Origin of the sequence: Pseudoglutamicibacter albus (assembly GCF_022346425.1) — a bacterium.
Lineage (GTDB): Bacteria > Actinomycetota > Actinomycetes > Actinomycetales > Micrococcaceae > Pseudoglutamicibacter > Pseudoglutamicibacter albus.
In genome coordinates, this window is sequence record NZ_JAKRCW010000001.1 from 108,236 (window position 1) to 127,994 (window position 19,759).

General features: G+C 59.4%; 17 protein-coding genes, 1 tRNA gene and 1 other RNA gene. 14 read left to right on the plus strand and 5 right to left on the minus strand.

Going from position 1 to position 19,759, the window contains the following annotated elements:
• Positions 1-21 precede the first annotated feature (21 nt).
• On the minus strand, positions 22-1,308 hold the full coding sequence (locus tag MHJ63_RS00465; protein ID WP_239445816.1) for an aspartate kinase: 1,287 nt from the start codon (positions 1,306-1,308) through the stop codon (positions 22-24).
• Between the two features lie 378 nt (positions 1,309-1,686).
• On the opposite strand from MHJ63_RS00465, the gene MHJ63_RS00470 reads away from it, so the two are divergent.
• A complete protein-coding gene (locus tag MHJ63_RS00470; protein ID WP_035756554.1) occupies positions 1,687-1,983 on the plus strand; it encodes a hypothetical protein in 297 nt (98 codons plus the stop codon).
• Between the two features lie 90 nt (positions 1,984-2,073).
• On the opposite strand, the gene recR is transcribed toward MHJ63_RS00470, so the two are convergent.
• Together recR and MHJ63_RS00480 are read right to left on the minus strand one after the other, a co-directional pair.
• On the minus strand, positions 2,074-2,673 hold the full coding sequence (gene recR / locus MHJ63_RS00475; protein WP_239445817.1) for a recombination mediator RecR: 600 nt from the start codon (positions 2,671-2,673) through the stop codon (positions 2,074-2,076).
• A gap of 33 nt (positions 2,674-2,706) precedes the next feature.
• A complete protein-coding gene (locus MHJ63_RS00480; protein ID WP_239445818.1) occupies positions 2,707-5,478 on the minus strand; it encodes a DNA polymerase III subunit gamma and tau in 2,772 nt (923 codons plus the stop codon).
• Between the two features lie 179 nt (positions 5,479-5,657).
• Here MHJ63_RS00480 and MHJ63_RS00485 point away from each other — a divergent pair, with 179 nt between their 5' ends.
• Positions 5,658-5,828, plus strand: a complete 171-nt coding sequence (locus MHJ63_RS00485; RefSeq protein WP_083285302.1) for a CsbD family protein — start codon at positions 5,658-5,660, stop codon at positions 5,826-5,828.
• A gap of 220 nt (positions 5,829-6,048) precedes the next feature.
• On the opposite strand, the gene ffs is transcribed toward MHJ63_RS00485, so the two are convergent.
• Positions 6,049-6,145, minus strand: an RNA gene (gene ffs / locus MHJ63_RS00490) — signal recognition particle sRNA small type.
• A 131-nt stretch (positions 6,146-6,276) separates the two neighbouring features.
• Between ffs and MHJ63_RS00495 the strand changes: the two genes are divergently transcribed.
• A tRNA-Ser gene (locus MHJ63_RS00495) sits at positions 6,277-6,361 on the plus strand.
• A 120-nt stretch (positions 6,362-6,481) separates the two neighbouring features.
• On the opposite strand, the gene MHJ63_RS00500 is transcribed toward MHJ63_RS00495, so the two are convergent.
• Positions 6,482-7,660 (minus strand): IS1249 family transposase, encoded by a 1,179-nt coding sequence (locus MHJ63_RS00500; protein WP_239445819.1) that lies wholly within the window; start codon positions 7,658-7,660, stop codon positions 6,482-6,484.
• 907 nt (positions 7,661-8,567) lie between these two features.
• Here MHJ63_RS00500 and MHJ63_RS00505 point away from each other — a divergent pair.
• The 11 genes from MHJ63_RS00505 to MHJ63_RS00555 all read left to right on the plus strand — a co-directional run bounded on the left by MHJ63_RS00505 (position 8,568) and on the right by MHJ63_RS00555 (position 19,697).
• Positions 8,568-9,275 carry a DUF6318 family protein gene (locus tag MHJ63_RS00505; RefSeq protein ID WP_239445821.1) on the plus strand — a complete coding sequence of 236 codons (708 nt, stop codon included), beginning with the start codon at positions 8,568-8,570 and terminating at the stop codon, positions 9,273-9,275.
• A gap of 208 nt (positions 9,276-9,483) precedes the next feature.
• The gene (locus tag MHJ63_RS00510; protein ID WP_239445822.1) at positions 9,484-10,350 is read left to right on the plus strand and encodes a PKD domain-containing protein; all 867 of its coding nucleotides are present in this window, start codon (positions 9,484-9,486) and stop codon (positions 10,348-10,350) included.
• 243 nt (positions 10,351-10,593) lie between these two features.
• On the plus strand, positions 10,594-12,444 hold the full coding sequence (locus MHJ63_RS00515; RefSeq protein ID WP_070491180.1) for a hypothetical protein: 1,851 nt from the start codon (positions 10,594-10,596) through the stop codon (positions 12,442-12,444).
• 212 nt (positions 12,445-12,656) lie between these two features.
• Positions 12,657-12,995 carry a type II toxin-antitoxin system VapB family antitoxin gene (locus MHJ63_RS00520; RefSeq protein WP_070491178.1) on the plus strand — a complete coding sequence of 113 codons (339 nt, stop codon included), beginning with the start codon at positions 12,657-12,659 and terminating at the stop codon, positions 12,993-12,995.
• Positions 12,992-13,678 carry a LytR C-terminal domain-containing protein gene (locus tag MHJ63_RS00525; protein ID WP_070491176.1) on the plus strand — a complete coding sequence of 229 codons (687 nt, stop codon included), beginning with the start codon at positions 12,992-12,994 and terminating at the stop codon, positions 13,676-13,678. Before MHJ63_RS00520 ends, MHJ63_RS00525 begins: the two co-directional genes overlap by 4 nt.
• 162 nt (positions 13,679-13,840) lie before the next feature.
• Positions 13,841-15,181 carry an MFS transporter gene (locus MHJ63_RS00530; RefSeq protein ID WP_070491174.1) on the plus strand — a complete coding sequence of 447 codons (1,341 nt, stop codon included), beginning with the start codon at positions 13,841-13,843 and terminating at the stop codon, positions 15,179-15,181.
• A gap of 171 nt (positions 15,182-15,352) precedes the next feature.
• On the plus strand, positions 15,353-16,021 hold the full coding sequence (locus MHJ63_RS00535; RefSeq protein ID WP_052048525.1) for an ECF transporter S component: 669 nt from the start codon (positions 15,353-15,355) through the stop codon (positions 16,019-16,021).
• A 5-nt stretch (positions 16,022-16,026) separates the two neighbouring features.
• Complete coding sequence (locus MHJ63_RS00540; RefSeq protein ID WP_239445823.1) at positions 16,027-16,869, plus strand: energy-coupling factor transporter transmembrane component T; 843 nt, start codon at positions 16,027-16,029, stop codon at positions 16,867-16,869.
• 9 nt (positions 16,870-16,878) lie between these two features.
• Positions 16,879-17,829: an energy-coupling factor ABC transporter ATP-binding protein gene (locus tag MHJ63_RS00545; RefSeq protein ID WP_239445824.1), complete on the plus strand. Its 951-nt coding sequence runs from the start codon at positions 16,879-16,881 to the stop codon at positions 17,827-17,829.
• Positions 17,829-18,629 (plus strand): energy-coupling factor ABC transporter ATP-binding protein, encoded by an 801-nt coding sequence (locus MHJ63_RS00550; protein ID WP_035756543.1) that lies wholly within the window; start codon positions 17,829-17,831, stop codon positions 18,627-18,629. The genes MHJ63_RS00545 and MHJ63_RS00550 overlap by 1 nt, the downstream gene beginning before the upstream one ends.
• 84 nt (positions 18,630-18,713) lie before the next feature.
• Positions 18,714-19,697 (plus strand): nucleoside hydrolase, encoded by a 984-nt coding sequence (locus MHJ63_RS00555; protein ID WP_035756542.1) that lies wholly within the window; start codon positions 18,714-18,716, stop codon positions 19,695-19,697.
• The last annotated feature ends 62 nt before the right edge of the window (positions 19,698-19,759 follow it).

Here is a 19,759-nt window from a genome sequence, read left to right on the forward strand (position 1 = left end):
GCGCGGCGGGCGGCAGGGAGCTTAGCGGCCTGTGCCGCCGTAGACCGTGGCTTCCTGTTCGGTGTCGAGTCCGAATGCGGTGTGGATCGCCTCGACAGCTTTGGTGAGTTTGTCTTCGTGAGTCACGATCGAGATGCGGATCTCCGAAGTGGAGATCAGATCAACGTTGATGCCGGCCTCGTGCAGGGCGCGGAAGAACGTCGCGGAGACGCCCGCGTTGGAGCGCATCGCTGCGCCAACCAGGGAGACCTTACCGATCTTGTTGTCTTGTTCGATGTCCTCAAAACCGATCTCGGTCTGGGCTTCACGCAACGCGGTCACCACGCGGTCGCCTTGAGTCTTCGGTACGGTGAACGTGATGTCAGTCTTGCCGGAGCCTGCGGTGGAGACGTTCTGGACGATCATGTCCACGTTCGTATCCGCCTGGGCGATGACCTCAAAAATGTGGGCGGCCTTACCCGGGATGTCTGGGACGCCGATCACGGTGACTTTCTCCTCGGAGAGGTCATGAGCTACGCCGGCAACAATCGGTTGTTCCAATGGTTCCCCCTCCGGGAGTTGGATCTTGTCAGAAGCGTCAGGGACAATCCAGGTCCCCTCATTGTGGCTAAAGGACGAACGCACGTGAATCGGGATACCGAAACGCCGCGCATACTCAACGCAGCGCAAATGCAGGATCTTCGAGCCGTGCGCGGCAAGCTCCAGCATCTCCTCGCTCGAGAGCGTATCGAGCTTCCGCGCATGGTGAACCACGCGCGGATCAGCAGTGAAGACGCCGTCCACATCCGTGTAAATCTCGCACACATCGGCATCCAGGGCCGCAGCGAGCGCAACCGCGGTCGTGTCAGAACCGCCGCGGCCCATCGTCGTAATGTTCTTCGATTCCTTCGACATGCCCTGGAAGCCAGCCACGATCGCGACTGAACCGAGCTCAACCGCGCGGCGGACACGCGCAGGGGAGACCTCGACGATGCGGGCCGAACCGTGCAGTGCGTCAGTGATCATTCCGGCCTGTGAACCGGTGAAGGAGACCGCTTTGCCGCCTGCGGCTTCGATCGCCATAGCGAGCAGAGCCATGGACATGCGTTCGCCAGCGGATAGCAACATGTCCATTTCGCGGGCGGGTGCCTTGTCAGTGATTTCGGCGGCCAGATCCAACAGCTCATCAGTCGTGTCACCCATCGCGGAAACAACAACGACAACATCGTTGCCGGCTTCGCGGGTTTCCAACACACGGGCGGCGACTCGCTTAATACCTGCGGCATCCGCAACGGAAGAGCCGCCGTATTTCTGCACGATCAGAGCCATGAGCGCCTTTCGCTAGTCGATGGGTGCGCCTAAGCCATGCCGGCACCCCAGGGAAGTGTTGTGTTTCAGCCTACGGTGCGCAGGCATGGCACACACAATAAGTGACGCGCGTTGCAGCGGGTATCGTAAGAACATCAAGTGTGACGCATGCAACAGAGGTCAAATGGGTGACGAGTCAAATATTTCGTGTCAGAGACTCTCAGATCCCAGGATTTACCCTATCTTTGACTATTATCTTTACCGGAGGACGCTCCAAAGGTGATTTGTTCCCGTGGATTAGGATTGGTTACGTCTTAGTTGCGGCCGATCTGTACTTCATTCGACACGACACGATCGACACCAGCAGGATCGACACAACAGGACAGGGGCGTAAACGCGATGGGTAGCAGGGAAGACCTTCCTCAGCCATTCGGCCTAGAAATCACGGCTAGCCGGCTCGACGGGCGAAACGTTGCGGGGCAACTCACGTTCGATCAACCCGCAGAACGCGTCTCAATCCAGGTAGCAAGCCTGCGCCACCGCAAAGACCACGTCTTAGTCACAGACACCGTGGGCCAAAGCTACATGTTGGATCCCGAGCAGATCGTGTACGCAACCCGACTGCAAGCGGATCAGCACCTGTTCCACATCCTGGCCGCTCTCAACAATATTCAAGACGAGCTCGAGCGCGGCTAGGCCGTCCCGCCGTGCGGCCGGCGCGAGACCGGGCCGCACGGTGCTGGCTACCCGCTGGGCCCATCGGCCGGTTAGTTGATCGTCAGCCGCTTAGTTGATCAGTGAGCGGCGGCCTTCAAGTGCTCGCCCGAGCGTGACTTCGTCCGCGTATTCCAGATCCCCGCCCACCGGCAGTCCGGATGCGAGCCGGGACACTTTGACGCCGATGCTTTTGAGGATCCTCACCAGGTACGTTGCGGTGGCTTCGCCTTCAAGGTTCGGGTCCGTTGCGATGATGAGTTCCTGGATCGCATCATCCGAGAGCCTAGTGAGTAGCTCCTTGATGTGCAGCTGATCCGGGCCAATACCGGCCATCGGGTCGATCGCGCCACCCAGTACGTGATACCGGCCGCGGAATGCGCGCGTCCGTTCGATCACCATGACGTCCTTCGATTCCTCGACAACGCAAATGGTGCTGTCGTCCCGGTTAGGGTCGCGGCAGATCGCGCACTTTTCGTCTTCGGTGATGTTGAAGCACACCTCGCAGAAAGACACTTTGTCTTTGACGACCTTGATCGCGTCAGCGAACCGCCGCATATCCTCTTTGTCTGCTTCCAGGATGTGGAACGCGATGCGTTGAGCAGACTTAGGGCCAATGCCGGGTAGACGCCCGAGCTCGTCGATGAGGTCTTGGACGGCGCCTTCGTACACGGTGCACTCTCCTGACGGTTGCGGTGAGGCGAATCAGCGACGGTGGGGTAGCGGATTGCCTTCGAGGTCTGTTTCTTCGATGAGCTTCGCGTTGAGGATGTTCTCGAACGCGGCACGCCCGAACGAGACCGAGTTCTCGAGCTGTTCATCATCCTCGCTCGGAACAAAGTCATGCTCTTCAACGGGCGCCGGTGCTTGCGGCGCTGGGGCACCCCAGCCTGGAGCCGGAGCCTGGCTGTTGTTCTTGCTTTGCGCGAGCAGCTGTTGATAGCGGCTGAGCTTCCCGCCCGATGGCGGCGTTGGGGGCGCAGGCGCAGGTGCTGATGGGGCAGCAGACGATGGTTCTGTTGGGGCCGGGGCCGACGATGGGGGTGGCGCCGCTGGTGACGTTGCAGGTGGTACTGGAGCAGCAGGTGCTGAGGATGGTGGCGCGGGTGCTGCCGGTTGTGGTGGCGCTACCGTAGGCGGAGCCGGTGCCGCTGGCGCCGCCGATGGTGCAGGCGCGGATGATGGTGTTGGCGCGGCGGGCGCCGCCGCAGGTGATGAGGCAGCCGGCGTGGGAGCGGTGGGTGGCTCTGGAGCGGGAGTAGCCGGAGGTTCTGGCTGAGGCTTCGGCGCATCGTGCTGTGGCTCAGCTGGCGGTGGCTCATCGTGCCGCGGCGCGTCCTCGTACTGCGGTTCTTCGTAGGGCGGCTCGTTGTGCGGTGCTTCGTGGTGCTGTGGTTCTTCCGCGGCCGGAAGGTTGTTCCGGCCGTCAGCTTTTGGGCTGGCATCGCCGCCTTCAGCGACGTCGATGTCCGGTGTCACTCCTATCACTGCACTGATGGAAGCCTTGAGTGTTTCGGCGGCATCGGCACGGTTGCGGAACGCGTTCATCGGGCCAGGATTGCTGAACCCGAGGGTGAGCGTCTTCCCGTCATAGCCGGCGACCGAGACGTCTTGCTGCAGGATCGACCACACGAATCTGCGGTTCTGTTTGACGTTCTCGAGGATCTGCGGCCACGCCCTGCGGAACATCTCAACGGAACCCTCGGAACCCGCCGCGGGCCGTTCGGGTTGCTGTGCAGGTTCAGGCTCGGTTGCCGGTGGAGTCTCCGGAGCAGGTTCAGGAGTATAAGCGGGCTCGGAGGCAGAGGCAGGTGCCGGCATGGCAGCAGGTTCGGGAGTAGGTGCAGCTTCCGGTTCGCGGGCAGGGGGTTGTGTTGGCGTGGGCTCCGGCGTTGCTTCAGGTGCCTGCGCAGGCTCGTGTGCCGATTCCGGTGCTGGTGCGGCTGGTTCTGTTTCCTCTGTAGGCGCAGGTTTCTGCGCAGGTTCAGCCGAAGCTGGCGCGGGTGCGGCAGGTGCTGGTGCGGCTGCGGTTGATGCGGCTGGGCGGGGTGCAGCCGGTGTAGCCTGTGCAGCCGGTGCCGCTGGCTCTTGCATCTGGCGAGGCTCAGGATTTTGTGATGGCTGAGGCGCGGCCGGAGCCGAGTCCCGCAGTGCGGCGCGCGCGGCGGCAGCACCACGTCCCGCAGCCGGTGCCGCATCATTGGATGCCGTTGCGGGTGCCGGTGAAGATGGGCCGGCTTGCGCATCGGACTGTGTGGTTTTCTTATCTGGTGCGGGTGCAGGGGAGGCGCTGCCAGCTTCCATGGGGCCGCCGCTGAAGCTCAAGTGGCGTTCCACACGGTCCATGCGGGCGGCGAGGCCACGCTCGGTGTCATCGGTGGACGGCAACAATAGGCGTGCGCACAGGAGCTCAAGATGCAGGCGAGGGCTTGTTGCGCCGGTCATTTCGGTGAGCGCGGCGTTGGTGATGTCGCCCCACCGAGACAGCTCTGCCGGGCCTAGGCCGGAGGCTTGGGTTGCCATCCGCTGGATCTGGTCTTCGGGCACGCCGTGCAGAACATCGGAGGCGTTCTCGGGGACGGCGCGCACCAGAATGAGGTCGCGGAAGCGTTCCAGAAGGTCCTCAACAAAACGGCGAGGGTCCTGGCCAGACTGGATCACGCGGTCCACGGCCGCGAACACGGAAGCGGAATCGTGCGCGGCCAACGCATCCACCACATCGTCCAGAAGCTCACCGTGGGTGAAACCCAACAGTGCGACAGCGAGGTCGTATGAGATGCCGTCATCACCGGAGCCGGCCATGAGCTGATCGAGGACGGAGAGTGTGTCGCGGGCGGAACCGCCGCCGGCACGCACCACGAGAGGCACTACCCCGGGTGCGATCGCTACATGCTCAACATCAGCAAGATGCTGCACATATTCAGTCATGGGTTCCGGCGGGATGAGCCGGAAAGGGTAGTGGTGGGTGCGCGAACGGATGGTGCCAATGACCTTCTCAGGTTCGGTTGTCGCGAAAATGAACTTGATGTGCTCCGGCGGCTCTTCCACGATTTTCAGCAACGCGTTGAAGCCGGCCGAGGTCACCATGTGGGCTTCATCGATGATGAAGATCTTGTAGCGGTCGCGTGCAGGAGCGAAGGATGCACGCTCGCGTAGCTCGCGGGCGTCATCCACACCGCCGTGGGAGGCGGCGTCGATTTCGATTACGTCAAGGGAGCCCGAGCCGCCCGTCGCAAGATCGCGGCAGGACGGGCATTCGCCACATGGATGCGAGGTGGGGCCGTTCTCGCAGTTGAGGCAACGGGCGAGGATGCGTGCCGAGGTCGTCTTACCGCAGCCGCGGGGCCCAGAGAACAGGTACGCGTGGTTGACACGGTTTTTGTCCAAAGCCATTTGGAGCGGTTTGGTCACGTGATCTTGCCCGATGACGTCTTCGAACGTGTCGGGTCTAAACCGGCGGTATAGCGCTGTGCTCACCCCACCAGACTACCCAGAGACCACAGCAGACCCCTAGCAAAGGGTGCACGATGGTGGCTGAATATTCGTTCTAAGCAAACAAAGTAGCAAATACCTAGACATGGGCGGGTGAGTGTGGAAGTGTCACAGATAGAAGACCTCGGGGAGCTACCCCGGTCTCAGCGTGAAAGGAGTATCCCATGAGCTTGGGAGACAAGTTGGAAAACGCTAAGGACAAGGTAGTCGGCGCCGCTAAGGATAAGCTTGGCGATCTGCGCGATGACAAGGGCCAGCAGGCTGAAGGCAAGGCCCAGAATGCTAAGGGCAAGGCCGGCGACGCTGCAGAGGACGTCAAGGACAACCTCAAGTAAGCCTCGCGCTACACAAGTTTGAACGGTAGTTGCGGGCTTCGAATATTCGGCTAGTTGACTACTGGAATATATGGACGAGGGGTTCACGGCGATGACCGCCGTGGGCCCCTCGATCATTTAAGGATTCTTATGTGCGCCTCGGTTGCCAGTGTGTGGGCGGAGGCTGGCGGGCTGTGCGGCGGAGGCCGGAGGGTCGCGCGGGCGGAGGGGCAGAGTTAAAAGTAACGACCCCTCACGCACCTGCCAGAGCCCACTTACCCTTGCTACCTTCCGGCCCTGGGGGAGTTCAGCGAGATAACACCACGTGAGGGGTCGCGTATCAGTCTAACTGAGAGGCTAATGGGACGCGAATCAGCCGTGTAGGTAGTCTCGATTGGCCCTTAGCTGTTTAGTTCGCTAAAGTATGTAAAGCCTTGTTCAGGCCTGAGGGTCTGACGCGGGTATCCGAGGAGGATTCGCCTAGCGGCCTATGGCGCACGCCTGGAACGCGTGTTGGGTTCACGCCCTCGGGGGTTCAAATCCCCCATCCTCCGCGTTTGTAATGTGTCGGGACATCGTTCACACGATGTCCCGACATTTTTTATGCCCAGGGGCGTGGATGTATCGCGGGTTAAGGGTCAAAATGTGTGTCTGGTTTGGGTGTGTTGCGGGGGTTAGATGTGGCCTTTTTGGATGCCGATTGAGTGTGTGTAGGTGGTGTCGATAGCGTTGTCGTAGAGGGCTGGTCGTCCTGTTTGGTGGTCGGCTTGGTTCTTGTTGTGGGTCAGGGCTGGTACTTTGGCGAGTTGGTTTTGGCCCCAGTTGGACTGCCTGGCGATTTCTGTTGGATCGTCAGGCAGTTCTGTTTTCTGGTAGAGCCACCATTCCAGCATTTTTCGTTGGTGTTCTCCGGCTCTGCCGCGGTGGGTGCGGGTGAGCAGTTTCAGTTCGGCGTTGATCGCGCCTTCAAGGCTGTTGGTGGTGGATTTGATGCGGTGCCGGTGCTGTAGTTCGGTCGGTGGGTTGAGGTAGGTGAACAGGAGGTTGTTACGCCATAGGTGTAGCAGGCTGTTGTAGGCCTTACGGGTGTTCGGGTGTGTCCAGGCCCAGTGGCGTTGTTGGGTGATTGGGTCTGTGGTGAAGGTTTTCTGGTTGAGCCAGCCCCGGTAGAAGGTGCCGTATTCATGGAGTTGCCTCGCCCAGGTGGCTGCTTCATCCAGGGTGGTGATCCGGGTCAGGTTCCGTGCTAGTTGGTAGATCGCTTTGCCCGCATCGGTACGCGGGTGTGAGGTGGTGTAGCGTCGTACGACTCGTTGTGCATGCACCAGGCAGCGTTGGATCACGGTGGCAGGCCAGCATTTCTTGATAGCGCTGGCGGCTCCTTGTCCTCCATCGATGACAGCGATCACTGGTGCGGGGATACGTTGAAGCAGCCTCTGATAGTCCAGGCTGGTTTCACGCTTGCACCAGTGCCAGGCCAGGACATGATCGAAGGTGGCTGCCACGATAAGACACCCGGCACCGGTGTAGGTTCCATCGATAAAGATCTGGTCATAGATCGTCCCGGCGTGTTTGATCATCGGGTCGGGTACTTCAACCAGCCAGCACCAGCTAAACCGTCGCTTCAACGTCGAAGGGCTCACCCCGGCCTGTTGTGCGGTGTCTTTCAAGCTACGGGTCGAGGTGCAGTGAGCGATGAACTGCTTGAACACTGCGGCTTTGGTGATGTCAGTCCGGGTTTTGGTGGTTGAGGCTCCGCAGAGTTTGCACCGCCACCTTGTCCTACCTTGTGTGGTGGTGCCATTGCGTTTCATATCGCCACCGCAGTGGCATCGTGGTCTGTTCTTCGGCATCCAGCCACCACACCACTAGCCGGTAGCACATCAACGACACCACACCGAGGAATGAACGCTCACACCACCGATATATGCCCAGCAGCCATATATATCCGCTGAAACCCGCGCCAACACAGCCGAAAACACCAACCCCAGACACACAATCTGACCCTTAACCCTGTATCGCGTCATCGTTCCGCTTTTTCGGTGGATGTGTCAGGACATCGTTCCGTCTTTTGGTGCAGCCCAGGTGGCCTCGAAACGTGCTCGCAGCCTGGCAACTACGGTGCTCCTAGTGCCGCTCTGAGGTCGCACTGTTTCTATTGTTCGCGGCCGTTATGACATGTATTTCTGCGTAGCCGCTGTCTCGAGCTGGGCTGTGCCAGTGGAGCGGTTGCGCCTTGCGGTGGGGTGAACGATGTCGTGATACATGGGTGAAGGATGTCGTGACACATGCTTGGAAGGATGTCGTGGGAGATCTGTGGGTGGGTTGGAGTGGTGAGGGGTGAACGATGTCGTGAAACCAGACACCTCCGTCTCCGCTTTTGTTAAGTCTCGCGTTGAGGTGGCTGTACTGGTGCCGCTGTGTGAGTAACGTTGCGGGACGGCTTCATCCTCGTAGCGTGAAGCGCTTCATTCATTCGCTACTTCGCCTTGCTGTGAACCGAATTACACCCTCAGTTTTATGTGTGTTTTACGCTCCTAGCTAGCTTCAGGTCTAACGCTTTCCGGGGTACCGGACAGAGAAACCTGTACACAAACGGTTCATCAGCATCCAGCTTCCGCGTATTTATAAGGAAGTTTGGCCCTTCGGGCTGTAATCGGGTTATGAAAGATAAATTTTCTTTCGCCCTTCTATGGTGCTTTTGGATGCGCTTGGCTACTTTAGGTTCTAAACAGAAACACATGCCTAAGGGGCGCCATCATGACAAATCTAAAACGAAGCGCTATCGCCACAGCCCTGACGCTCGCGCTTGTTTCCGGGCTAGCCGCCTGCGGATCCAGCGACGATGCGACGCCCGCCGAAGCGGCACCGTCCGTCTCGCCGTCTGTCAGTCCGAGCGATAAGGAAGCGAAAGACAATAACGCTTCCGGTAGCGGCAAAGAATCTGCGAAACCCAAACCTTCGGCCAGCCCCTCACCAAAGGGCCCATATAAACCAGCCACCCCGAAACGCCCAGCCCAAAATGTCCCTGTCCCCGGACCCTTGCCCGAGGTAGCGAAAGAAAAAAGCAAAGCCGGTCAGGTCGCGTTCATCGAGCACTGGACCAAGGAATTCAACTACGGGCTAGAAACAGGCAAAATGCGACCGGAATTCTGGGAAATAACCAGTAAGTCATGCGACTACTGCAAAGGAGTTCAAGAATCGCTGGAGCTGATTTCCGAAGATAGGTCCTGGAATATCGGTGGCGGCCTCACCATGAACGATATTCGCCCCGATCTTAGAACGTCGGACAACGGCAATTACGAAGTCGGTCTTTCTATTACCGGTTCTGCACGCAAACGCTATATTCCCGGGAAAACCAAACCGGTCGAGCAGTACCCCGAGATCACGTTGGAGGAGGCCTTCGTAGAGCTCCGACGAGTCAACGGAAAATGGCAAATGGAAGGACTGTACCAACTTGAGAACTAAACGAATCATCACCTTACTTACCGCCGTTCCGCTGATACTTCTCCCAGTAGGCCCTGCCTATTCGTCGCCGGACACAACCTTCGACCAAGACAAGAAAAGCGTTCAGGTAGCGGCATCTCAGATATCCAAAAGAAAATCTGAACTGGTGATGTCCAGAGCACCGAAATATACACCTGCTACTGCTCCTAGGTTTTTTGGGAAGCGTTTGTTGTGGGATCCAGCTTGTACCCCGGGCGCGTTGGATCGGTCCGGTGCTGTCACCGGTTCCACCAAGGTTGCTGGTAGTGACTTACATGTGGCTGAGATGGTGGACTCTAAAGCTCGTAACGCGGCTAAAACCCAAGCCTGCACCCGCCGGGCAGTTGATGAGTGCGGTCAACGTGACGACTTGCTCTACACCAGCAACACCGCCACCACCCAACTCGCCTGCCGCGCCAAAAGCAAACCATCTAAGAACGGTGCCCCACCTGAGCAGGCCCCGCTGACCATCACCGAAATCCGCACCCTTGTCGAGACCGAAACCAAACGCATCCGCATCCACCCCGGAGCCGTGACTACCGATGCGATCAAACCCAACACCCTCACCACCGCCTGGACCAACTTCTACCTCACCAAAAACAACAAGAACAACAGCGACACTTCCAGCGCTGATGGTGTGGTGCGGGAAACCATCGACGTCCTCGATGAAAACGTCACAGTGGAACTCACACCTGTGAAGTATCGGTGGAACTACGGCGACGGTGAAGCCCGCACTTCCAGAACCGCAGGGAAAATGCTGCCCACTAAAGCGGATGTGTGGGAGAAGGAAACCCCGACCTCGCACATGTACCAGAAACGAGGAACCTACCGGGTTGAGGCCACCGTCACCTACACCGGGAAATACTCCCTGGATAACGGTGAAACCTGGGACACCATCCCCGGCACCTTAGAAACCCAAGCCACACCCCTAGACATACGAGTCTGGAGCATGCGATCAGTCAACGTCTCCGGCCCCTGCCAACCAGGCAACCCCAATGACGATCCGACCTGCAAAATACAAGACTTCACCATCTTCAAACCCCGCCAAACACGATAACCCCACAACACCACGACGGCATCAGCCTCACCAAAGCGCGAGCCCGACAAAACCGCTCAGCCGCCGCCCGTTGGTTCCGGCCTGCCTAGTCATCCCCGGTGCCCGTTAGGCGGGGAAGGGACGGGATATTTGTAGCAATTTGGCGAAATCTTGTTACTAGCGGCTTCTTTACGCAGGTTTTGGCATATCGTGGGTGCAGTAGTAATACGGTTCATCCTTCACGAAATTCTTGAGGAGTGCACTATGGCGGATCAGAGTATTCCGCAACCGCCGCAACAGCCCGGCGGCGGGCAGCAGCCGCAGAACAATCAATACGGCGGCTATCCGCAACAAGGTGGACACCCACAACAGGGCGGATCCCCACAGCACAACGGCTACCCGCAACAGGGCGGTTACCCGCAGCAAGGTAACTACCCGCAGCAACCTGGTTTTCAGGGTGGTCCGCAGGCACCTAAACCGAACCCGTTCCAGGGCATCGGTAAAGACGTTTACATCAAGCTCGGCACCGTGCTCGGTATCGGTGTTGGCGCAGCGGTTGTCTCCTCACTGATTTTCGGTTTCCTCTACTGGGCCGTATATGAGAAGAAGTCGTGGGCCGGCATGTCAGCGTTCATGCATGAAAACTTCTTCTCGTTCATGCATTTGCCGGCTGCCGGTTTCCGTAACGTCCTCCACTATCACGGCGACAGCGCGACTTTCTCTCCTCTGACGATCTCGGTTCTCACCTTGATCGCGATATGGTTCTTCGGCCGCAAGCTGCGTTCCACCACGTTGGTCTCTAACTGGATCGCAAAGCTCGTGATCGCTGCCGCATCCGGCCTGGCGTTCTGGGGCGCACTGGTGATTCTCTCCGCGATCTTCGCGTGGGCTCCCGGCGGCGGAAGCGGTGCCTGGGCCGGCTCGTTCGGCGGCGCCGTCTACACCCTTGTGACGGTTGGCGGTCTGGTCTGGTACCTGCTCTCCCCGAAGGGCATCCCGGACAAACTCAACATCGGTGCCGCTGTGCGTTTGCTCCTGGAACACCTTGCCGTTGTCGGTGTTTTCGGGTTCCTCTTTAGCCTCTTGAACATCCTGACCGCTGGTGGCTACGCCCCTAAGGGTGAGATGTTCATCAGTGTCCTCGCGGGCATCCCGCACGTCGTCTTCAGCTGGTTCAACGCGATCTACTTGGGCTCCTTCTCGACCGGCTACGGCAGCTCATTCGGCTACGGCGGCTACGATTGGTGGGCTGTACTCGTCGGCGTCATCGTCGCGCTTCTCGCGCTGGCTATTTTCGCGTTGCGCTGGGCAGCACGCGGCCAGGCTGCCGCTCCACTGAGCGCAAGCTGGCGCCTGCCAGCGGTCTACGCGGCAGGTGGCTTGTTCATGCTCTTCGCCCTGTTCTCCGGGACGGATGCTGACTTCTCCGCTGGCGCTAGCCTTGCAGGCTGGAACTTCATCCTGTTGGCGCTCGTCGGTGCCGCCATCGAAGCGTTGGCACGCTATGTTGTCCCGGCATCCATGGGCTTCCTGCCTGGCACACTACTCAGCTGGATCAACGTGGGTATCCCGGAAGGTCCACAGAACTTCCAGCAGCTGGGTCAGGTTGCGCAGCAGCGCCGCCAAGAGTCCCAGGCACGCATGCAGCACATGCAACAGCAGATGCAGCAACAAGGCCAGCAGTACCCTCAGCAGAACCCGTACGGTTACGGTCAGCAGGGTGGAGCTCCGACGCCACCACAGCAGGGCCAGTCAGGCCAAGCAGGTCCTTATGGTCAGCCAGGCCAGCAGGGCGGGGCTCCGATGCCTCCGCAGCCAGGCCAGTCAGCCCAGCCAGGGCCATATGGCCAGTCGGGCCCGTACGGTCAGGCACCTCAGCGGGGTGGCGCGCCGATGCCTCCGCAGCCAGGCCAGCCACCTCAGCAAGGCCAACCGGGCGCTTACGGCCAGCAGGCTCAGCAGGGTGGTCAGCAGGGTCAACAGGGCGGTCAGGTGCCGCTCCCGCCGCAGCCGAACGGCCAGAACGGACAGAACAGCCAGGGCAACCAAGGTGACCAGGGTGGTCAGAACAGCCAGGGTGGTCAGCCGCAGAACCCTAACGGTCAGAACCAGTAACGGTTGAATCACGGTTCGCGTGGGCCTCAGCATCGATAAGGTGCTGAGGCCCACCGTTCGTTTACCGGCGCCGTTCGTTTAAATGCACCGCTGTAACCGCTCCGTTCGAGCTGTTGTGTGGGCGGCATCGGACGTGTTTTTAACCGCTTCGCTCAATCTGGCGGAGTTCGGCTGAGGTTTTGCGCGAGTTCTCGCGTAATGTGTGAGGCACAATGATTTTCAAGGCTGTCGGCAGTTCTCGTCCCTATCCAGATCACGGGTACAACACGTCCCGTGACTGGGCTGGCGTGTCTCCGCGGCAGGTTCGCTTGGCGGACCTGATCACAACCAAAGACACGCTGGACCTCACCCAGCTACTGAGTGAGGACTCGACGTTCTTCGGGGACCTCTTCCCGCACGTCATCAAATACAGAGGTGAAATGTACCTCGAGGATGGCCTGCATCGTGCGCTACGCACGGCGCTGTATCGCCGCGAAGTCATGCACGCTCGTGTACTGGACCTGGATGCCTTGAATTCTGGTGGTGCCCAGACGAGGAGGCGCGGCGCATGAGCGTCAAGAACTCTGACTCGATGCCCGCCTCCACACCGCCAGAAGATCACGACGCAGAAACCCGCAACACAGACGAGCACAGCACGGGCGAGCGCAACATCGGCGAGGACCGGGTGGTGGCTTCTGAACCGTTGCCGCTGTTGATCACGGAACAAGACCAGGGGGTAGCTAAACGGGCGCGCGCCTGGGTTATGGCTGGCCTGATTGCGCTCAGTGTTGCCGGTACCACGTTGGGGTATGTGTGGTGGCAACGTGGAACGTGGTCACCGGATTTCCGTGCACCGAACCCCGCGGTTGTGTGCCCGGTATGGTCTCTGACGCCAGCGGAGCCACGTGAGGTCACGTTGAATGTTTTCAACGCTTCACAGCGCGAAGGCATCGCGACCGATGCGGCGAATCACCTGCGTGAGCGCGGCTTTGACGTCAAGACGGTCCGTAACGCGACGCTGGATCCCGAAACCGCGGAGTCCGTCGCGATGATTTATGCAGGCCCGGAAGATACCGGGAAGGCCCTGGCCGTGCAGAAGCAGATCCCAGGCTCGCAGGTTGTGTTACAGCCGGACCGGACCAACGGCATCTTGGATCTCGCGTTGGGTGTCAAATACAAGGGTGTTGCCCCGGTGGAGAAGGTCCGTCACGGCAACGGGATGCTCAACTGCACCAAGCCGTGGTTTGAACGCTGAACCCTGAACCCCTTCTTATTCACCCTGGTGGTCGGTTGTTCCTCGGTTCGTCATAATTCATATACGATTTATTGTGATCCGGCGCACGGGGACTACGATGGCGGCAACGGCCTCTACCGGCCAGTAACTTTCGGCCCGTGAATCATGTAAGGGGATTCAGCGATGCCTAACGCCGCAGTACGCGCCAATCGGACTCGTGTTGCTTTTGCGACGCTCGTGGGAACCACTGTTGAGTGGTATGACTTCTTTATTTATGCCAACGCTGTTGCGCTCGTGTTCGCGCACCAGTTCTTTGCCCCGCTAGGCGATACGGGTGCGCAGCTGGTTGCTTTCGCATCGGTCGGTTTGTCTTTCTTGTTCCGGCCGCTTGGTGCCTTCCTTGCTGGCCACTATGGCGATAAGCTGGGGCGGCGCAAGATGCTCGTGATCACGTTGCTGTTGATGGGTGGCGCGACCACGGCGATCGGTTTGATCCCAACCTATGCCGCGATCGGTGTCGCGGCTCCGCTGCTGCTGTTGGCGATGCGCATTCTGCAGGGTATTTCCGCAGGTGGTGAATGGGGCGGCGCCGTCCTGATGGCGGTCGAACACGCTGGCCGTGAACGTCGCGGTCTTGCAGGTGCAGTCCCGCAGCTGGGTGTCCCGCTGGGTATGTTGCTGGCTTCGGGCACGATGGCGCTCATGACGGGCGTGATCGCCCCGACTGAAGAGGCGTTCAACTCGTGGGGTTGGCGTGTCCCGTTCCTGCTGTCCTTCCTGTTGGTGTTCTTGGGCTACTGGGTCCGCCGTTCGGTTGATGAGTCGCCTGTGTTCCAGGAGATCGCTGAACGTAAGGAGCAGATCCACATGCCGTTGGTTCAGTTGTTCAAGAAGTACTGGTACCTCGTGGTTTTGGGTGCGCTCGTGTTCGCGGGTAACAACGCCTCCGGCTACATGACTACTGGCGGGTTCATCACCAACTACACAACCAAGTCGCTGGGCATGAACCCTACGGATGTGCTACTCGCGGTGACGGCGGGTTCGTTCTTCTGGTTCGTGTTCACGCTCCTTTCGGGTTTTATGGCTGACGCGATCGGGCGTGTGCGCACCTACCAGATCGGGTTCATCATCCTGGGTATCTCTGTGTTCTTGGTGTTCCCGATGATTTCGACGAAGTCGCTGGGGATGCTCTACCTCGCGCTGTTGCTGTTCTCGGTTGGTTTGGGCCTCACGTATGGCCCGCAGTCGGCCCTGTATTCGGAGATGTTCCCGGCTTCGGTCCGGTTCTCTGGTGTCTCGGTTTCGTACGCGATCGGTGCGATCATCGGTGGCGCGTTCTCCCCGATGATCGCGAAGGCGATCTTCGATGCGACCGGCTCCACGGTCATGATTTCTTGGTACTTGCTGATCTTCGTGGTGATCGCTTTGGTTGCGGTCTCGTTGATCCGTGATCGTAAGGGTATTGACCTCTCGATTAGCAACGAGGCCGAGCAGGCTCACGGTGCTCTGGTTTTCCATAAATAGAATTGCTGACTAGGATCCGTCACTAGGAGGCGTCATGCGACAATCAGCGGTAGGGATTGTTGCATCGGCGCTTCCCGCGTAACTTAGTGAGTCAGGGGCCCTAGGTAAACGGGGGCCTAGCTGAAAGGGAACTACGAGCGTGATGCGACGCAGTTGGAGCGAGGTCATCTGATGCCCGCTATGCAAAAGTTCGCTGCACATGGCAGCAAGTATGGGCAGTTGACGCTGTTCATGGTCCCGTTGGGGATCGCGATCAACTTCATTGCTGGGCAGATTGTTCTTCTGCTCAAGCTGCCTGTGTATATGGATGCGATTGGAACCATCCTGGTGGGTGCGGTGTGTGGCCCGCTGCCGGGTGCCTTGGTTGGTTTGCTCACCAACCTGATCAATGCGATCACGTTGCCGACGCTGGTGCCGTACGCGATCGTTTCGGTTCTGATCGGTTTGGTCGCCGGTTGGCTTTCCCGTGTCGGCTGGTTCCGTAACGTGTTCCATGTGACGTTCGCTGCGTTCATTTTCGCGCTCATCGGTGGTTTCATCGGTTCGCTCATCACCATCTGGGTTTTCGGTGGCTTGTCCGCCTCCGGTGTTGGCTGGGTGACCGGTATTCTCCGATCGCTTGGCGTGGGTGAAACCGCGGCTGTGTTCTTGGCCTCGATGCCGCTGGACTTCATCGACAAGGTCCCGTCTGCGTTCATCGCGTGGCTGATTATTCTGCGGATGCCTACCCGCGTGTTGGTCAAGTTGCCGTTGGGCGACAGGTATTTGAAGCCGCAGAAGACGCACGATGCGTTGGCTGATGAACAGAAGCATCCGGGCGAATTGACGTTGGGTCGGTGATGGGAATGACTCAGAAAGCTCAGACTCAAGCCGCGCAGGTCGAGGATCTGCGTGCCTACTATGTGGATCGCTATTCCCAGCCGTACCGGCTAGGGAACCCGATCCGGGACTTGAACCCGCTGGTTCTGTTCGTGTTCCTGTTGGCGATTGCGATTGCGTCAGTCGCGTTGCCATGGCCTGTTCTGGCGCCCACCATCGGCTGTGTGCTGTTCGTGGTGATCGCGATTCTTGCGGGCCGCGCTAAACAGTTCATTCCTCTGTATCTCAAGCTGTTCCTCGGCGTGGGTTCGGTCCTGTTCATCCTGCGCGTGTTCTTGATCGCGCCGGAAGAAGGCGCGACCGTCTACTGGAGCTGGGGCGACAACCTGGCGCTGTCTAGCACCTCGATCGCTGCGGCCGCCCGCTTCACGCTCGTCGTGATGTCTTTGTGCGGCGCTTTGGCGTTGTTCTTCCAGCTGGTCCCAGCTAAGAACCTGATGCTCGCGTTGCAGGGCGTTGGGTTGTCTTCCCGCTCGACCTACGTTGTGCTCTCTTCCTTCCAGTCGATCACTGATCTTCAGAAGATGTCGAAGGTTGTGGTGGATGCGCAGAAGGCTCGCGGTATTGAGATGGAGGGCGGTTTCTTCCGCCGCGTTGCAGCGTTCTTCCCGATCATCACCCCGGTGTTCCTCGCGGCGATCGGTCAGACGGAGGAACGTGCGCTCGCTTTGGATGCGCGTGCGTTCAACGTTCCAGAGAAACCTTCACAGTTGTCGTTCCTGCCTAAAGTTGGCGTGGGACAGTGGCTACTGGTTTTGGTCTCGTTGGTGATTGCTGTGGGCTCCATCGTTCTGGCCGTGGTCCTGTAGGGGGTTCTTGTGAACATTGTTGAGCTGAAGAACGTTTCGTTTTCGTACACGCATCAGCAGGAGCGCGCGCTGGATGGCGTGAACCTTGAGCTGGCCGGGGGGAAGCTGTATGGCGTGGTGGGCAGCAACGCCGCAGGTAAGTCCACGCTGGCTTCCCTGATGCGTGGTTTGATCCCGTACTTCCACTCGGGTGATCTGGAAGGTGAGGTCTTCTTGTGGGGCCGCGCGCTTGAAGAGTGGTCGCCTGCCGAGTTGTCTCGCCGGATCGGTTATGTGTTCCAGAACCCGTTCACGCAGATCTCCGGTGTGCGTGAGACGGTGTTTGAGGAGATCGCTTTCGGTTTGGAGAACCTGGGGCTCACGCGCGAAGAGATCGTTGATCGCGTGCTGCAGGTCGCTGAGCGGATGGACCTGCTCCCGCTGATGGAGAAGGACCCTAACGGTTTGTCGGGTGGTCAGCGTCAGAAGGTCGCGTTCGCTGCGGTGATCGCGATGGACGCGGACTTCATTGTGATCGATGAGCCGACCTCGCAACTTGACCCGGAATCCTCGGAAGAGGTTTTCCGGATCATCGCCCAGTTGAAGGAGCGGGGTAAGACGCTGGTTCTGGTTGAACACAAAGTGGACTTGCTCGCCGAATACGCTGATGAGCTGATCGTGATCGATAAGGGCCGTGTCACGGCCGCTGGTCCTGCGCGTGAAGTGTTTGCTTCGCAACAGCTGGTCGATGCGGATGTTCCGCGCCCGGAGGTCACGCAGCTTGCGTTCGCGTTGCGTGAGGCCGGTGTTGCTGTTGATCCGTTGCCGATCACGTGCGCGCAGGCGCTGGAGGCGTTCGCTTTCGTTGGTGGCGGCACTGCTACTGGTAGCACGGTTGCTGGCGGTGGCGTTGTGAACGGCACCGCGCTGGGTAACAACACGTCTGTTGATGGTGGTTTGAAGGGTGAAGGTGGCAACTGATGTCGATTGAATTGAAGGATGTCGCCTTCGAATATGACGAGCTCTCCCCGGTTCTGGCTGGGTTGAACATGTCGATCGCCGCGGGTGAGCGCGTTGCGATTGTGGGTCAGAACGGTGCTGGTAAAACCACCACGGTGAAGCTCATGAACGGCCTGCTGAAGCCTACGCGCGGTAGCGTTTTGGTCAACGGCACGGATACGGCGAAGATGACGAACGCGAAGATGGCGCAGACGGTTGCCTACGTGTTCCAGAACCCGGATGATCAGCTGTTCCAGTCGGACGTGTATTCCGAGCTCGCCTACATCCCGAAGTATCTGAAGTGGGGTAAGCAGGACACGGAGCAGCGTCTTGAACGCGCGATCTCGATGACGGGTATCCGCCCGTTCGTGGACGATAACCCGGCGGACCTGCCGTTCGCGATCAAGAAGTTCGTTGCGATCGCTGCCGTGTTGGTTCCGCGCGTTGATTTCGTGATTCTGGATGAGCCAACCGCGGGCCTTGACGGCCGTGGCCTCGAGATCCTGCAACGCATGCTGGACCGGCTGCATGCCGACGGCATCGGGGTCATCACCATCACCCACGACATGCGTTTCGTGGCTGACTCGTTTGACCGGGTGATCGCGATGGCGCACGGCAAGATCCAAGCGGACGGCACCCCATCGGAGGTTTTCTCCCGCGACGATGTCCTGGCTGAGTGCCGCCTACAGAGGCCAACTGCGGCCCGCATCGCACGTGAACTTGGCTTGGGCGATCACTTGGGTATCGAAGAGATCGCAGCCGCTATGACCGCTAAGAAATAGCCCCGGTAAGCAATAGACCGAGCAAGCAGTAGCCCTAGCAAGAATTACTCCTAACCTATTGACGGCGTTGAGCTGAGGAGGATCATGTCTACTTTTCCTGTTGTGATGGATGTTGATACCGGCATCGATGACGCGATGGCGTTGATGTATGCGGTGCGTAACCCGCATATGGATGTGCGTGCGGTGTCCACGGTGGCTGGCAATGTGTCGCTCAAGCAGGTTGTTGAGAACACGTTGAAGATCCTGGATCTGATGGGTGCCAGTGACATCCCGGTTGCCGCGGGTGCTGTGGCTCCACTGAATTCGCCGGCTCGTGACGCCTCCTATGTGCACGGCGCCGATGGCTTGGGTGGTGTCGAGTTGCCTGCGCCAACGCGTGAGCCTGTGGCTGAGCACGCGGTTGAGCTGATGCGCCGGACCATCATGGAGTCGGAGCAGAAGGTCACCCTGATCGCGTGCGCCCCGCAAACCAACCTCGCGTTGCTGTTGCGGATGCACCCGGAGGTCACGGAGAACCTTGAACGGATTGTGTTCATGGGTGGTTCCGCGAGCGTGGGTAACGCAACCCCAGTCGCTGAGTTCAACATCTGGCATGACCCTGAGGCCGCGGACATCGTCGTGAAGTCTGGCGTGCCTCTGGTCATGTATGGTCTGGATGTTTTCAACCACGTGGCTATCCCGGACGATGTGGTGGCTGGGTTGAAGGCCTCTGACCATCCGGTGGCGCGTGCCTTGGGTGGCATCGCGGGCTTCACATACGGCGATGACGAGGATGAACCGCAAGCGTATTCGTTGATCGGTGACGCCGGCGCTGTCGTGGCCGCGGTGCATCCGGAGATGTTCGTGTCTTCCGAGCACCGCATCGAGATCTCGTTGGCTGATGAGATCACGCGCGGGCAGACCGTGGTGGATCAGCGAGCCCAGGTGGGCGAGGACCGCCTGCACGGTAAGAAGATCGACGACATCCCGGTAGCTGAGGTCGTGTTCTCGGCGAAGGATGAGATGGAAGTGATCCGCGAATTCCTCGACGTAGTGCTCGAAGGCGAGCTCAAGGAACTCTACTCATAGACAGCGGTTCCTAGACAACGGAGCCTAGACGAAGAGTCCTAGACAACGGAGCCTAGGCAACG